This window comes from Streptomyces sp. CNS606 (assembly GCF_000426325.1).
Map to the genome: position 1 here is coordinate 262,656 of NZ_KE384522.1, position 14,218 is coordinate 276,873.

Sequence of the window (14,218 nt, forward strand, 5' to 3'; positions counted from 1 at the left end):
GGCGCGGCGGCGCGGTTCAGCGTTCGTGCCCACGGGATTCCCACCACCTTCCGAACGCCTGCGCGCAGCGCACGAGCAGGGGAAGGCACGACAGCACCACGACGAGCCGGACCAGGTGCATCGCGGCCACCACGGCGGTGTCCGTGTGGACGGCGGTCGCCGCCGCCAGCATCTCGCCGACCCCGCCCGGCACCATGCCGAACACCGCCGCGGGGGCCTCGGTCGCACCGGTGTGCCCGAGGAGCAGCCCCCAGCCGACGCCGAAGCCGAGAATCGCGACCACGGCCAGCAGGCCGGGCAGCAGGACCGCACGGAAGTCCCGCAGCACACCCGGCGCGACGGCCAGCCCCACCACCGTGCCGACCAGGACCTGTGCCGCGGTCTGCCACGCGGACGGCAGCGCGAGGTGACCGCCCGACCACAGACGTACGGCGGCCGCACCGCAGATCGAGCCGATCAGCGGCCAGAACGGCAGCCGCAGCGGCTTGGCCAGCGCCGCCCCGGCGGCCCCGCCCAGCAGCAGCCACACCACACCCGCGCTCACGACGCCCTCGCCCACGCCACCAGCAGCGGCAGAAGCAGCAGCACCACCGCCAGCACGCGCGCCATGTGCACGGCCAGCACCAGGCTCATCCGGGCGCCCATGTCCTGAGCGGTGAGCGAGATCTCGCTGAGCCCCCCGGGCGCACAGGCCAGGACGGCGGTCACCGGGTCCACGCCGTGACGGACGATCAGCAGCGCGGCCAGCAGCATCTCCAGCAGGATCAGCAGGGCGACCCCGCCGAGCAGCGGAAGCGCCAGCCCGGCGAGGGTCCGCAGCGTCTCCGCGTCGAGCCGTGCCCCGGCGGCACAGCCCAGGAGGACCATGCCGACCGTGCGCAACGCCCGGACCGGCAGCCGGTGGTCGAAGGCGGCCGGACGCCACCGGTTGACCAACGCGCTGCCGACCACGGAGCCGACGACCGTGCCCGCGGGCACCCGCAGCACGGTGAACACCAGTGCTCCGGCGAGCGCTCCGGCCAGCAGCCGCGCGACGCGGCCGGCGTCCGGAAGCCATCCGTGGTTCTCCGTCACCCCAGCCTCCCGCTACGCCATCAGCAGCGGCGGCGTCAGGTAGCCCACCGGCAGCGAGATGTCGGCGAAGTGCTGGAGGAGGAGCAGCGCGGCCAGCACACCGACCGTGTAGAGGACGATGCCCCGTGCGCGGAGCTGCGCCACCCGCCACAGGAACACGGGCACGAAGACCAGCGCGGCGAGCACGACGCCGAGGACGTACACGAGGACGAGGAAGGCGATGAGCCAGCCGAACGCCTGCCCGACCCAGCGCAGTTCCTCGCGCCACGCCCCGGTGTCCGCGGACTTCCCGGACGAGCGCCGCCGATCGTACGCCTGGACTGCGAGCAGCGTGACGGTGAGCAGCACGCCGAGGGCGCAGACCAGCGTGGGGACGAGCCGGGCCTTCTCGCTGTAGCCCTGCGCCGCGAACAGGGCGCAGAGGAAGAGGGCGAGGAAGCCGGTGGCGACGCCCACGGTCCAGCGGCGCGGGGCGGCCGGGCCGTCGGCCTCCTCGTCGGCGGCGTCGGCCGGGGTGTCGGACGTGGAGGCAGCCGGGGTGTCCGCGTGGGGCCCGCCGGGTGCGGGCGGCGCGGCGGTGTCCGGGGCGCCCGGGGCGCCCGGGGTGTGCGGGGTGTGCGGGGTGGCAGTGGCGTCCGGGGCGTCCGTGGTGGCAGCGGTCACGCCGGCCGTCGCCGTCGCCGGGGAGGCGGGCGTACGCCGGGCGCGCAGCCTGCGGACCAGGGCGAAGCCCAGCGGCGCGACCAGGACCGCGGCCATCACCAGGACGCCGGGGCGCAGGGCCCACTCGGAGAAGGAGTACAGGTTCGCGGTGAGGTAGTAGTACCGCTCCAGGGGCACGCTCAGCACGAACCCGATGAGGAAGGGCGCCCGGGGGAAGCCGGTCACCTTCATCAGCCAGCCGACGGCGCCCAGCAGCAGCATCACCTGGAGGACGGCGACCTGCTGCGACTCCTGGTATCCGGCGGTGAACAGGATGACCACCAGACCCGCGGCGAGCACGGGGAAACGGACGAAGCTCAGCTTCGCGAGCGGCTTGCTGAGCAGGAAGCACAGGGCCGCTCCGGCGACGCTCGCCAGCGCGAACGACCACACGATCGTGTAGATCACGTCGAGGTGGTTGGTGATCATGCGGGGTCCGGGCTCGACGCCGAACACCAGCAGGGCGCCGAGCAGGAGTGCCGCCGGGGCGCCGCCGGGGATGCCGAACAGCAGGGTGGGGATGAGGTCGCCGGCCTCGACGCTGTTGTTGGCGCTCTCGGGGGCGATGATGCCGCGCGGGTCTCCCTTGCCGAACTTCCCCTTGCCCTTGCCCTTGCGGCGTTCGGTCGCCCGCGCCTGGCCGTAAGCCATCCAGGTGCCGGCGGTCGCGCCGACGCCGGGGAGGACTCCGGCCCAGATGCCGATGAGGGCGCCGCGCAGGACGTGCGTCCAGTGGCGGAGCACGTCCCGCACGCCGGCGCCCCAGCCCGAGCCGATGCCGGAACCCGCGGCGACGCTGGTCCGGCGGGCGATCTGGGAGACGACCTCCGCGATACCGAAGATCGCCAGGGCGACGGCGACCAGGTCCAGGCCCTCGTTGAGGAACAGCGACCCGAACGTGAAGCGGTAGTCGGCCGCCGACGGCGCGGCGCCGACCTGGCCCAGCAGCAGGCCGAAGACGCCGGCGACGAGGCCCTTGAGCATGTTGCCGCGGGAGAGCAGCGCGGCCAGGGAGATGCCGAGCACCGTGAGCATGAAGAGCTCCGGCGACCCGAAGTTGAGCACCAGCGGCCGGGCGAGCGGGATGGACAGGGTCAGTCCGACGGCGCCGAGCAGCCCGCCGGCCATGGAGGCGAGGAAGGCGATGCTGAGCGCCCGCGCGGCCTGCCCCTGCCGGGCCATCGCATGGCCGTCGAGCATCAGCACCGTCGCCGAAGCCGACCCCGGGATGCCGATGAGCACGGTGGAGATGGTGTCGGAGGTGTGGACGACGGCCACGGCCCCGGTGATCAGGGCGAGGGCCTGGTGCGGCTCGACGACGAAGATGAAGGGCAGCAGGATGGCGACCGCGCCCGTGCCGCCGAGCCCGGGGACGATCCCCACGACCAGTCCGGCCAGGACCCCGGCGAGCAGGAAGACCAGGGTTGCGGGGTCGAGCAACGCGCCGAGTGCGCTGAAGGCCGCGTCGAGCATCGGTGGTCGGCTCCTTCTGCCGGGGTCGGCGTGCGCCGGGATCAGGGATCAGGGATCGGAGTCAGGGGTGAGAGGGGTGGGTGGAGGAGGGTGGACGCGGGCGCGGATCGGCCCGCGCCCACCCCGGGCGTCCGCCCCGTCACTGCCCTTCGATGCGGACGTCGTACTCGGACTCGAGCATGTCGAGGGTGTACGAGCGGGTGCGGGGCGAGATGTCGAACGCCTTCTTCAGCTCCGCCTCGGCCTCCTCGCCCGAGTACAGCGGATATCCGCCGAGCACCTCCTCGCTCGACTTCTTGAACTCGGAGTCCTCGCTGATCTTCGCCACGGAGTCCCGGTACGCCTGGACGAGGGCGTCGGGCGTCCCCTCGTTGGCCCAGATCCCCTTCTGGTAGACGTAGCCCGGGATCAGGAACGCGCGGTAGGCGTCGTACGCCTCTCCGCTGGGTGCCTTGCCGTGGATGTCGCGGTAGACCTCCTCGACCGTGGGCAGGTCGGGGACGTTCGGGTCGCGGACGATCTCGCCGTCCTTGAGCATGCCGAAGGACATCAGCGGCACGGCCTTGCCCTCGTCGACCAGCGGCTCGACCTGGGTGAGGTAGGCGGAGGTGGTCTGGTAGTCGACGTTGACCTCGCCGCGTTCGAAGGCCAGGCGGGCCGGGCCGCGGCCCTCGAAGCCGAACGTGGCGTCCAGGTCGACGTCCAGCACGTCGAAGGCCTGCAGCATGGTGAGGTCGAGTCCGGTGGCGCTGATGCCGCCGTACTTCAGCTTCTTCTTCGTGTCGGCGAGGTCGGCGGCGGAGTCGATGCCGGTGCTCGGGGAGGCGTAGATGACGCCGCCGGTGCCGTTGAGCATCAGGGGGCGCATTTTCGCGAAGTCGAACTTCACCTGCGAGCGGCCGAGCAGCGCCTGGAAGTAGGTGGTGCCGGAGGTGACCAGGATCTGCTCGCCGTTCGTGCCCCCGGAGGTCACGTACTGGTTCGAGCCGGTGATGCTCTCGCCGCCGGGCACGTTCTCGGGGGTGAACGTGGGATTGCCCTCGACGTGTTTCTCCAGGTAGGGGGCGATGAAGCGGGCCCAGGTGTCGGTGCCGCCGCCCTCCGCGTAGGGGATGACGAGTTCCGTGCGGTCGGGCAGCTCCGCCGCTCCCTCCTCGCCGGCGGAGTCGAGTCCCTGCGGGTTCGCGCAGCCGGCGAGCCCCAGTGCGGCCGTCACCGCCAGGGCCGTCCCGAAGCGGGTGATCATCTTCCTCTTCTGCCTCATGGTGCTTCGCCTCCTCAACCGGCGATCATGGTGGAACGGTTCTTCAGCCATGGACCGGGCACGAGGACGCGGCCCTCCATCAGCCGACGGGCGCTGCGGTACGCGGTCACCGCAGCGGCCTGCCAGGTGTCGCCCTCCCGCCGGACGTCCGCGCGCAGCGGCAGCACGCCCGCGGGGTGCCCGATGCGGCACTCGCCGTCGTCGTCCGCGGTGGCGTCGGCGACCAGCGTCCCGGGAACGGCCGCCGCGACGGCCGTGCAGATGCCTCCGGTCAGGGCGTATGCGCGATGCACCTTTCCCATCGACATCATGGACGCTCGTACGGTGGTTTCGCTGCCCTTCTGCACGGTCCCGGCGGTGGTCAGGTAGTCCCGGGGCTTGCCCACGAGGGTCAGCTTGGGGACCGAGGGCGTCTCCTCGGTGGCCTGCTCCGGCGTGTCGGCGATTCCCGCGAGCACCGCGCCGTGCGCGCGGACCGCCTCGAGCCGCCGGAGGAGGTCCGGGTCGGAGTCGATCTCGTCCGGGCTCTCCGTGCCGTTCAGACCGAACGCCTCCCAGTGCACGAACAGCAGCGGGTTGGCCGCGTCCACCACGCTCACCGGGACGGTGCCGACGCCGGGCACGGTCAGGTCGTCGACCGGGTTGCCGGTGGGCAGCACGGCGCCGGTGACGGCTCCGCCGGGGTCGACGTAGTCCAGCCGGATGCGCGAGCCGGTGCCGGGGACGCCGGGCAGCGAGAAGTCGCCGACCGGGTCGAACCTGCCGTCGCGGGTGGGGACGTGCGCGACGATCAGCTTGCCCGTGTTGACGTTGAGCAGCCGCACCACGGTGACCGGGTCGGTCGGGACGACCAGGCCCTCGTCGACGGCGAACGGACCGACGCCGGAGGACAGGTTGCCGCAGTTGCCGCGCCGGTCGATCAGCGACCGGTCGATCGCGACCTGGCCGAACTCGTACAGCACGTCGACGCCCTGCTCCCGGCCGTCGGAGATCACCGCCACCTTGCTGGTGCTGGAGGTGGCGCCGCCGAGACCGTCGACCTGACGCCGGGCGGCGTCCGGCGACCCGTAGGCGGCGAGGATGAACGCCTCGCGGAGAGCGTGGTCCTCGGGAAGGTCCCGCTCGTGGAAGAACAAGCCACGGCTGGTACCCCCGCGCATCAGCACTGCCGGAACGCGCACCGCAGTCACCTCACATTGCATGCAATCTGTACGCCCGTTGCGTGCTCATGGTTGTCCCGAGCGAGGAGTAAGCACAAGCGCCGATTTGTTCATGCAGAATGAAGCCATGCTTCATGCTCCGCTCGACGTGACCCGGCTGCGGCTGCTCGCCGAGGTGGTCCGGCACGGTTCGATGACCGCGGCGGCCGAGGCGCTCGCCTACACGCCCTCGGCCGTCTCCCAGCAGATCCGCCGCCTGGAGGCCGAGCTGGGACAGCCGCTGCTCGACCGGCACGCCCGCGGCGTGCGGCCGACCGAGGCGGGCCGGGTCGTCGTCGAACAGGTGACGGCCATCGAACGCAGCCTCGACGTGCTCCAGGAGCGGCTGAGCGACCTCGCCGGCCTGCGCGACGGCTCGCTGCGGCTCGGCGCCTTCCCCACCCTGGGGTCGTCACTGCTGCCGCTGGCGGTCACGGCGTACCGCGGCGCCCACCCCGGCGTCCGCCTGTCCGTGCACAGCGCCCGGCTCGCACAGCTGCTGGAGATGCTGGACCGGCGCCGCATCGAGCTGGCGTTCCTGTGGGAGTACGAGTGGTCGCGCATCGAGAGCGACAGCCTCGACCTGCGGGTGGTGACCGAGGACCCGACCGCCCTCGTCGTCTCCGAGACGCACCGCCTCGCCGACCGGACCTCCGTCGACGTGCACGAGCTCGCGGAGGAGAGCTGGATCATCCGGGGCGACAACCACCCCGTCGCCGAGGTGCTCTCGCGGACCGCGGAGGCCGCGGGCTTCGAACCGTCCGTCTCCTTCGAGGCCAACGACTACCAGGAGGCGCAGGCCATGGTCGCGGTCGGTCTCGGCATCGCCCTCGCCCCGCGCCTGGCCCTGGCCAACCTGCGCACCGACGTGCGGGTGCTGCGGCTCGACGGCTACGCGCCGCCCCGGCGCATCCTGCTCGCCCGGCTCGCGTCCCGCGTCCCGACACCGGCCGAGGAGGCCATGACCGACGTGATCCTCGAGGTGGGGCGGACCCTTCCGGGGGCGTCGGGCCCGCGAGGAGGGACCGGGCGGCGCTGAGGCCCGGTCAGCGCTGAGAAAGCGGAGCCGGGGTCTCCTGGAGGACCCAGCCGTTCCCGTCGGGGTCGTCGAAGAAGGCGAACGAGTTCCAGGTCTCGCCCCGGCCCTCCTCCCAGCCGTTCGGGCCGACGTGCTGGACGGGGCTGACGTCGACGCCGCGTCCGGTGAGTTCGGCGTGCGCGGCGGTGATGTCGGTGACGCAGATCTGCACCGCGCGCAGCGCGCCGGGCTCCATGTCGGACTGGCTCGGGGAGCTGGGCATGCCCTGGGAGAGAGCGAGGGAGCAGCGGGAGCCCGGCGGGGTGAGCTGGACGATGCGGATGCCGGGAGCGACCTCGGTGTCGAGGTCGACGGGGAAGCCGCAGCGGTCGGCGTAGAACTCCTTGGCCCGGTCGACGTCGGTGACGGGGACGACGATGACCTCGATGGTGTAGTCCATGGGTCCTCCTTACTCCTCTCCTCGGCAGGTGTCAGCAGACGGGCCCCGCGTCGGCCCAGAAGACCAGTTCGGGCCAGGTCTGCGGTCCGACGAGACCGTCCACGGTGAGGCCGGCACACTCCTGGAAGCGGCGCACGGAGTCGTCGGTGACCGGGCCGAAGTCGCCGTCCTCGGGGATGGACGCCCCGGACAGGGCGAGATTGAGGTAGCACTGGGCCTTCACCACGGCCGGCCCGGAGGAGCCCTGCTGGATCGCGGGTTGCGCGGTGGTGGCCAGGCACGCCTCCCCCTGCGGAGCGACGTCCGGCGGCGGGGCGACCGTCGTGGTCCCGGGCTCGGGCGGCGGTGACTCCGGTTCCCTCTCCGTCACGGTGGCGGAGGGGCGTTCGGTGACGGTACGGGTCTCGGCAGGCTCCTCGGCGGGCGCGGAGGGCGCAGCCGTGATGGTACCCGGGCCGTCCCCGGACGGGCCACCGGAACCGCCCCCGGTGCAGCCGGCGACGGCGAGGAGCACGGCCAGCAGCACGGCCGTCAGAAGCGGCAGAATCGCGGTCGAGCGGCGCATACGCATCGCCTCCGAGAGCACCGGGAGGACCGGGAGGACCCGGGAGAAGGATCGGGAGCCGGCCACTCCAGGCTGCGCCCGCGCCCGGCACCCCGCATCCCGGGGGCGGGCAGGGGCTGTCACCTCGCCGCGCGGGCTTGAACCTGACGTCGGAGGAGGTCGTAGCGTCGGGAACACCGCCGTAGAAACCGGCGGTTCCGGGATGTTCCGGACGAGGAAGCGAGGACGTCATGGCCTGGAAGGTGGGAGAGCTGTCCCGGCTCACCGGCCTGACGGTGCGCACGCTGCACCACTACGAGCGGATCGGCCTGCTCACGCCGTCGGGACGTACGGGAGGCGGGCACCGGCTGTACGACGAGGCCGACGTGACCCGGCTGTACCGGATCGTGGCGCTGCGGGAGTTGGGGCTGCCACTGGACGCCGTGGGCACCGCGCTCGCCGGCGAACTGGACCTGGCCGACCTGCTGCGCAGCCACCTGGAGCAGGTGGGGCAGCAGCTCACCGCGCTGCGTGCCCTGCACGCGCGGCTGTCGACGCTGGTGTCGGCCGGGCGCGCGCCGTACGGGCCGGACGACCTCCTCGCGCTGATGGACGAGGTGAACACGGTGGAAGACACCATGCGGAACTACTTCTCCGAGGAGCAGATCCAGGCGCTGGCGGAGCGCCGGGCGCAGCTGGGGCCGGAGGCGACCGCGGCGGCGGAGCGGGAGTGGCCGGAGCTGATCGCGAAGGTGCAGGCGGAGCTGGACGCGGGGACCGACCCGGCGGAGCCGCGGGTGCAGGAGCTGGCGGCACGCTGGTGGGAGCTGCTCGAGGGCTTCCACGGCGGCGACCCCGGCCTGCGGGACGGGCTCTACCGCATGCGGGACGCGAACAGCGAGCAGATCCAGCGCGAGTACGGCGGCCCGTCGGACGCGCTGATCGCCTACGTCACCCGTGCCCGGGAGGCCGCCGCGGGCTGACTCCCCTCCCGGCCGGCGCCCCGCGTGCGGGCGGGCGGGGCGCGGGTGCGGCGCGCCGAGCGCGTCGCACCCGCGCCGGTGCGGCGTGACCGGTACCCACCCCGCAGCGGGACGCCGGTGACGGCCATCGACGGCGCGAGATGTCAACGGGAGTTATCGGCCAGAGTGCCGATCCCCCGGCCCGCCACGGCGCGTTCGGGCCGGGACGGCGGCTCACGAGCACTCCCGCGCCGCGGCAACGCCTCCGCCCGCCCGGTACCGGCACTGCACGCGGCCCGGGACGAACTGGCGGGAATGGGGACTTGCACGCTTCCCCGCCGCCGGACCCACGGCACGGGCCCCGCGCGCCGGGCGACGAAGACCTCCTGTCCGGCCCTGCCGGCCCCCTGCGGAGGGGCGGGGGCACGGCGCCGTTCCGGCAGCCGCACCGTGCCCGCGGCGCGGCTTTTCGGACAGCCGCCGCGGCCCGGTCGTGATGGCCGACACCCGCTCTGTCCGCGGCCCGCGAGCTGCGCTCCACTGGACACGTGACCACCTGTGTCCGGGAGCTGCCCGCCCGCAGTTCCGCAGGCCGGTCGAAGGAGGATGCGTGTCCGCGTACGACGACGATCTCGTCACCGTGGAGCACCTGCTCGCTGCGCACCCCGAGTACGGCGACGCCCGCGTCATCACGCTCAAGGCGACCGAGTTCTACCGGTTCGCCCTCGACCTGCTCTCCGAGCGGTCCGCGAAGGTGGCCGAACTCGCCGACGGCCTCCGGGACTCCACCGGCGAGGTGCCCCTCCCGCTCGTGGAGGACCCGCTGGTGCGGGTGACCCTGGACGAGGCGGTGTCCCGTCTGGAGCAGGGGTTCCTCGACGAGAGCGCCTGGACCGAGGTCGTCACCATGCTGCACCTCGTCTCCGACGCCGTGCAGGAGGCCGGCCGGGCCGTACCGCCGAGTGCGTGGGAGGCGTCCCGCGGTCTCACGGTCCGCACCGGCGGACGGGACCCGGACCCGTGGCTCTGGGCCGGCGGACCGGACGGCGGCACGAGCACCCCGCTGACCCGCACCTTCCTGGCCACGTTCGAGCGGGACTTCCTCCGCGGGATCGGCGGAGACCTGCTCCGGCCGACCGACCGGATGCGGCGGCAGCTCGACGACGGCTTCGCCGCCCTCGGAGCGCTGCTGCCGGAGCTGGGAGCGAGCGTGGGGGCGCACTACGTCGGCGTCGGCGTGGTGGACGTCCGCACCAAGGGCGAGACCTTCCTCGCGGGCAACGTCGGCCGCATCCCGTCGGTGGTCTTCTTCTCGGAGAACCGCATGGCGCACCCGTGGCGCCTGGCAGAGACGGCGCTGCACGAGGGCCTGCACCTGAAGCTGTTCGACATCCAGCGCTCGGCGAGCGTCTTCGCCGAGCCGGACCGGCTGCCGGACGGGCCGAAGGTCAAGGTGCCGTGGCTGAAATGGGCCTCCATGGTCGCGCCGAACGAGTGGGCGCTGGACCGGGCGCTCGGCGCCTTCCACGTGTACGCGCACCTGGTGCTGTTCCGGCAGGCGCTCCAGACGCGGATGACACCGGAGCTCGTCGCCCGGTTCGGCGAGCCGGAGGTGGACGACCCTCCCTCGCTCTACCGGTTCGCGCCCGAACGCGCCCGCTACCTCGGCGAGGAGATCCTCGCTCGCGGGGCCGGAGCGCTGACCGACCACGGGCACGACTTCGTGACCTGGCTGCTCGACGCCGTGAAGGAGTCCGCCCGTGTCTGAGCTGCGCTACGCCCCCGCCCCGGGGCTGCGGACGCGGGCGGTCGAGGAGGCCGGCGCCCTGATGGTCTTCACCCCGCAGCAGCCCAAGGTCCACTGGCTCAACCTCTCCGGGTGGTACCTGTTCGAACTCAGCCAGGACACCGACGGCGAGCGCATCGCAGCCGACTACGCGGACGCGGTGGCCGGTCAGGTACCGCGCGAGGACGCCCTGCGCCAGGCCCGGGCCTGTCTCGACGACCTGGTGGCGCGCGGGGTGCTCGCCGCCCGCCCCGCCTGACGCGCGCGGCCGCCGGGCGTCCGCGGCACGCCTGCCGTGCGGCTGGCGGCACGCCTGCCGTGCGGCTCCGGCCCGCGGCCGCGCCTCCCGCCGCGTGCCCTCCGCAGAAGTGCTCCTCCGGCGGGTGCGCCGGAGGCCCCGAGGAATCCTGGAGGAGGTGACAACTCATGACCGAGCAGCTGAAGAAGAGGCTCGCCAAGGCCGAGCAGGTGACGCCGCCGAAGGCCGCGGCACCGTCCCGTGACCAGCGCCTGTGGCCGCCGTGGTACATGCAGAAGCACTGACGGCCGGTGTCGGCCGTCCGGGCCGGTTCGCCGCGCGGCGAGCCGGCCCGGACCACGGACGAGCACGACGGGGAGGGGTTCGGGGTGCGCACGGTGCCGGTACTGGTGGTCGGCGGCTCGCTCACCGGTCTGTCCGCGGCCGTGCTGCTGGCCTGGCACGGCGTTCCCTGCCTGCTCGTCGAACGCCGCGACGGCGTCCTGCCGCACCCCAGGCTGCGGGGCCTGCTCCCCCGGGCCATGGAGGTGTTCCGGCAGGTCGGCCTGGAGAACGCGATCCGCGCGGCGTGTCCGGACGGCGCGGGCAGCGGCGACCTGGTCTCCGTGCACGCCCGCACCCTGACGGACGTTCACGAGCCGTTGGTGGAACGCGGCGACGAGGACCCGGACGAGGAGCGTGGAGACGCCAGTCCTGAGACCTCGTCACCCTGCCGGTTCGCGCCGCTCGGCCAGGACGAGCTGGAGGCGCTGCTGCTGGACCGTGCCCGGGAACTGGGCGCGGACGTCGCGTTCGGCACCGAACTGCTGCATCTCGACCAGGACGACAGGCACGTGACCGCCACCGTACGCGGCACCGCCGGAGAGGTCGCCGAGGTGCGGGCCCGCTACGTCGTCGCGGCCGACGGGGCGTCGAGCGGCCTGCGGCGGCGGCTGGGCGTACGGTCCAGCGGGCCCGGAACGCTGTTCCACATGGCCACCCTGCACGTACAGGCGGACCTGCGGCCCGCCCTGCGGGGGCGGCCCCTGGGCATGGCGTACCTGGACCGGCCGGCGCCCGGCACGACGTTGGGGCCGCTCGACGGGAGCGGCACCCGGTGGTTCTTCGCCACCTCCTGCCGCACCGCACCCGGCGGGCGGCCGTACCGCCCCACGCCCGAGGAGTGCGCCGGCCGGCTGCGCACCGCCACCGGGCTGCCGGACCTGGACGTGCGTCTCGTCCCCCAGACCCCGGGCTCGGACGGACTGCCCAGCACGTTCCCCATCGGCGCACGCGTCGCGGACGCCTTCCGGGTCCGGCGCGTACTCCTCGCGGGCGACGCCGCCCACCAGATGCCGCCCACCGGTGGCCTCGGCGGCCAGACCGCCGTCGAGGACGTGCACAACCTCGCCTGGAAGCTGGCGCTCGTCCTGAACGGCAGCGCGGATCCCTCCCTTCTCGACACCTACGACGCCGAACGGCGACCCGTCGCCCGGCGCGCGGTGGAACAGTCCGTCGCCCGCGCCCGCAGCAGGTGGCGCCTCCCGATGCCTGACGCCGCGCTGACCACCGCGCTGACCACCGCGCGGCAGGAGGACTTCTACGCGCTGGTCCTCGGCAACCAGTACCGGTCGCCGGCGGTCCGGGGCGCGCCGGACGACGCGGCTCCGCTGCTCCGGCCGTCCCGTCTCACCGGGGCGCCGGGCAGCCGCGCACCCCACATCGCGGTGGCGCAGGACGGCGGCGAACCGCTCTCCACCCTCGATCTGTACGGCCGGGACTTCGTCCTGCTGGCGGGCCCGGACGGGGATTCCTGGCAGGACGCCGCGTCGTCGGCGGGCCGCGCCCTCGGGGTGGCCGTCGACACCTACCACCTGGACGAGGAGCTGGCGGCGCCCCACGGCCTGCCGAGCGGCGGTGCGCTCCTCGTGCGCCCCGACGGCTACGTGGCGTGGCGCTGCGCCGGACACCGCTCCGCCGCCGACGCACACAGCCGTCTGCGGCAGGCCCTGCGCGCCCTGCTCGGTCTCGCACCCGCACCCGCACCGTCTCTCTGAGGCGCGGCTCCGTACCGGCCCCTCTCCCGCCGCGACGCCCGACGTCCCGTCTCACCGGGGCGCCGGGCAGCCGCGCACCCGGCTGCGAGCGCCCGGCTGCGAACGCCCGTCCAGCCGCCGCGCCGACGGGGCGACACCGCATCACCCGAACGGGCCTTTCCCGCAGGACACGCCCTCCCCCGCTTGCGACGGTGAACGGGCCGACGTGAGGAGGGTCAATGTCTGAGCACACGGCTACGGAGCGCACCCCGCGCCGCCGCGGCTACCGGGCAGGGCTCGGTGGCGAGATGCTCGCCGAGTTCCTGGGTACGTTCGTCCTGCTGCTGCTGGGAACGGCAGCGGTGGCGGTGGCGGTCGTGGGCCTGCCGGGCTCGGGGCGCCAGACCTCCGACTTCGGTCCGGCGAACTGGCTCATCATCACCTGGGGCTGGGGATTCGCCGTCGTCTTCGGCGTGTACGTCGCGGGCGGCGTCAGCGGCGCGCACATCAACCCCGCGGTGACCCTCGCCTTCGCGGTGCGGCGGGCGATCCCCTTCTCGAAGGTGCTCCCCTACTGGGGCGCCCAACTCGTCGGCGCGTTCTGCGGCGCGGCGGTCACCTACTCCTGCTACCGCTGGGCCATCGACGCGGCGAACCAGGCGGCAGGCATGACACGCGAGGAGTCGTTGAGTACGTACTCCATCTTCGCGACCTTCCCCGCCGAGTATTTCGGCGGCGGCATCTGGGGGCCGTTGCTGGACCAGATCGTCGGCACCGGCATCCTGCTACTGCTGATCTGCGCCCTGATCGACCAGCGCAACCTGGCGCCGGGATCCAACATCGGGCCCTTCATCACCGGCCTGATCGTGACGGTCATCGGCCTGACCTTCGGCACCAACGCCGGCTACGCGATCAACCCGGCCCGCGACTTCGGGCCGCGCCTCTTCACCTACTTCGAGGGCTGGGGTGCGATCGCCCTGCCGGGCACCTTCGACTGGTTCAGCGGCTACTGGTGGATTCCGATCGTCGGCCCGCTCATCGGCGGCATCGTCGGCGTCCTGGTCTACGACCTGATCATCTCCCCCGTCCTCAAGGCACGCCTCACCGCAGGCGAGACCCCCGAGGAGGGCCGCGCCCCCGAGTGACCCCGGGAGCGGCGCACCGTTCGCCCCCGTGCCTCAGGGCACGGGGGCGAACAGCATGCGCACGACCGCCGCCGGCGCGAGCAGCCCAGCAATCACGTACCACCGCATGCGCAGCCTCACCGTGGCGACGAACGCGGCGGTGAACACAGCCGCGAGCGCTGCGACCGCCAGTCCGGCGAGCGCCACGCCGGTTCCCGTCCTCGCCGACACCGATGCGCGGCCAGGCATGGGTCGGCCGGGGCTGTGGACACAGCGGTGGCCCGGCGGAGGGTTCCGCCGGGCCACCGCTCAGGCTCTGAAAGGGGGTGCTCCTCTGG

The 14,218-nt window shown here is 73.4% G+C and carries 15 protein-coding genes; 7 read left to right on the forward strand and 8 right to left on the reverse strand.

Annotated features, from left to right (window positions below; genetic code table 11):
• Positions 1-16: 16 nt before the first annotated feature.
• The 5 genes from K304_RS31380 to K304_RS0125825 all read right to left on the reverse strand — a co-directional run bounded on the left by K304_RS31380 (position 17) and on the right by K304_RS0125825 (position 5,694).
• Positions 17-544, reverse strand: coding sequence for an AbrB family transcriptional regulator (locus K304_RS31380; protein WP_158687426.1), 528 nt, complete (start codon positions 542-544; stop codon positions 17-19).
• Positions 541-1,074, reverse strand: a complete 534-nt coding sequence (locus K304_RS0125810) for an AbrB family transcriptional regulator (protein ID WP_027766066.1) — start codon at positions 1,072-1,074, stop codon at positions 541-543. The genes K304_RS31380 and K304_RS0125810 overlap by 4 nt, the downstream gene beginning before the upstream one ends.
• Positions 1,075-1,086: 12 nt before the next feature.
• Positions 1,087-3,249: a tripartite tricarboxylate transporter permease gene (locus K304_RS0125815; RefSeq protein ID WP_027766067.1), complete on the reverse strand. Its 2,163-nt coding sequence runs from the start codon at positions 3,247-3,249 to the stop codon at positions 1,087-1,089.
• Between the two features lie 139 nt (positions 3,250-3,388).
• Positions 3,389-4,513 (reverse strand): hypothetical protein, encoded by a 1,125-nt coding sequence (locus tag K304_RS31385; RefSeq protein ID WP_051308850.1) that lies wholly within the window; start codon positions 4,511-4,513, stop codon positions 3,389-3,391.
• 14 nt (positions 4,514-4,527) lie between these two features.
• On the reverse strand, positions 4,528-5,694 hold the full coding sequence (locus tag K304_RS0125825; RefSeq protein WP_027766068.1) for a PrpF domain-containing protein: 1,167 nt from the start codon (positions 5,692-5,694) through the stop codon (positions 4,528-4,530).
• 106 nt (positions 5,695-5,800) lie between these two features.
• Between K304_RS0125825 and K304_RS31390 the strand changes: the two genes are divergently transcribed.
• Positions 5,801-6,751, forward strand: coding sequence for a LysR family transcriptional regulator (locus K304_RS31390; RefSeq protein WP_199779685.1), 951 nt, complete (start codon positions 5,801-5,803; stop codon positions 6,749-6,751).
• Positions 6,752-6,758: 7 nt separating this feature from the next.
• On the opposite strand, the gene K304_RS0125835 is transcribed toward K304_RS31390, so the two are convergent.
• Positions 6,759-7,190 carry a VOC family protein gene (locus K304_RS0125835; protein WP_027766069.1) on the reverse strand — a complete coding sequence of 144 codons (432 nt, stop codon included), beginning with the start codon at positions 7,188-7,190 and terminating at the stop codon, positions 6,759-6,761.
• A gap of 31 nt (positions 7,191-7,221) precedes the next feature.
• Positions 7,222-7,755, reverse strand: coding sequence for a peptidoglycan-binding domain-containing protein (locus tag K304_RS31895; RefSeq protein ID WP_158687427.1), 534 nt, complete (start codon positions 7,753-7,755; stop codon positions 7,222-7,224).
• 230 nt (positions 7,756-7,985) lie between these two features.
• Between K304_RS31895 and K304_RS0125845 the strand changes: the two genes are divergently transcribed.
• The 6 genes from K304_RS0125845 (at position 7,986) to K304_RS0125870 (ending at position 13,901) form a co-directional block, all read left to right on the forward strand.
• Positions 7,986-8,717: a MerR family transcriptional regulator gene (locus K304_RS0125845; RefSeq protein WP_027766070.1), complete on the forward strand. Its 732-nt coding sequence runs from the start codon at positions 7,986-7,988 to the stop codon at positions 8,715-8,717.
• A gap of 589 nt (positions 8,718-9,306) precedes the next feature.
• On the forward strand, positions 9,307-10,464 hold the full coding sequence (locus K304_RS0125850) for an aKG-HExxH-type peptide beta-hydroxylase (RefSeq protein ID WP_027766071.1): 1,158 nt from the start codon (positions 9,307-9,309) through the stop codon (positions 10,462-10,464).
• Positions 10,457-10,741: a hypothetical protein gene (locus tag K304_RS0125855; RefSeq protein WP_027766072.1), complete on the forward strand. Its 285-nt coding sequence runs from the start codon at positions 10,457-10,459 to the stop codon at positions 10,739-10,741. The genes K304_RS0125850 and K304_RS0125855 overlap by 8 nt, the downstream gene beginning before the upstream one ends.
• Before the next feature lie 167 nt (positions 10,742-10,908).
• Positions 10,909-11,025: an LWPPW motif RiPP peptide gene (locus K304_RS34270; protein ID WP_486591807.1), complete on the forward strand. Its 117-nt coding sequence runs from the start codon at positions 10,909-10,911 to the stop codon at positions 11,023-11,025.
• 6 nt (positions 11,026-11,031) lie between these two features.
• Entirely contained in the window at positions 11,032-12,777 is a 1,746-nt protein-coding gene (locus tag K304_RS31400; protein WP_051308852.1) for an FAD-dependent monooxygenase, read from the forward strand.
• Between the two features lie 287 nt (positions 12,778-13,064).
• Positions 13,065-13,901: an MIP/aquaporin family protein gene (locus tag K304_RS0125870; protein WP_027766073.1), complete on the forward strand. Its 837-nt coding sequence runs from the start codon at positions 13,065-13,067 to the stop codon at positions 13,899-13,901.
• Between the two features lie 33 nt (positions 13,902-13,934).
• Here K304_RS0125870 and K304_RS33535 read toward each other — a convergent pair whose 3' ends face one another.
• Positions 13,935-14,087 carry a hypothetical protein gene (locus K304_RS33535; RefSeq protein WP_158687428.1) on the reverse strand — a complete coding sequence of 51 codons (153 nt, stop codon included), beginning with the start codon at positions 14,085-14,087 and terminating at the stop codon, positions 13,935-13,937.
• Positions 14,088-14,218 lie beyond the last annotated feature (131 nt).

What these genes read in the sequence shown, in the direction of transcription:
- K304_RS0125815 (WP_027766067.1), bottom strand. Translation starts at nt 3,249, where the DNA reads ATGCTCGACGCGGCCTTCAGCGCACTCGGCGCGTTGCTCGACCCCGCA.
- K304_RS31385 (WP_051308850.1), bottom strand. Translation starts at nt 4,513, where the DNA reads ATGAGGCAGAAGAGGAAGATGATCACCCGCTTCGGGACGGCCCTGGCG.
- K304_RS31390 (WP_199779685.1), top strand. Translation starts at nt 5,801, where the DNA reads ATGCTTCATGCTCCGCTCGACGTGACCCGGCTGCGGCTGCTCGCCGAG.
- K304_RS0125835 (WP_027766069.1), bottom strand. Translation starts at nt 7,190, where the DNA reads ATGGACTACACCATCGAGGTCATCGTCGTCCCCGTCACCGACGTCGAC.
- K304_RS31895 (WP_158687427.1), bottom strand. Translation starts at nt 7,755, where the DNA reads ATGCGCCGCTCGACCGCGATTCTGCCGCTTCTGACGGCCGTGCTGCTG.
- K304_RS0125845 (WP_027766070.1), top strand. Translation starts at nt 7,986, where the DNA reads ATGGCCTGGAAGGTGGGAGAGCTGTCCCGGCTCACCGGCCTGACGGTG.
- K304_RS34270 (WP_486591807.1), top strand. Translation starts at nt 10,909, where the DNA reads ATGACCGAGCAGCTGAAGAAGAGGCTCGCCAAGGCCGAGCAGGTGACG.
- K304_RS0125870 (WP_027766073.1), top strand. Translation starts at nt 13,065, where the DNA reads ATGCTCGCCGAGTTCCTGGGTACGTTCGTCCTGCTGCTGCTGGGAACG.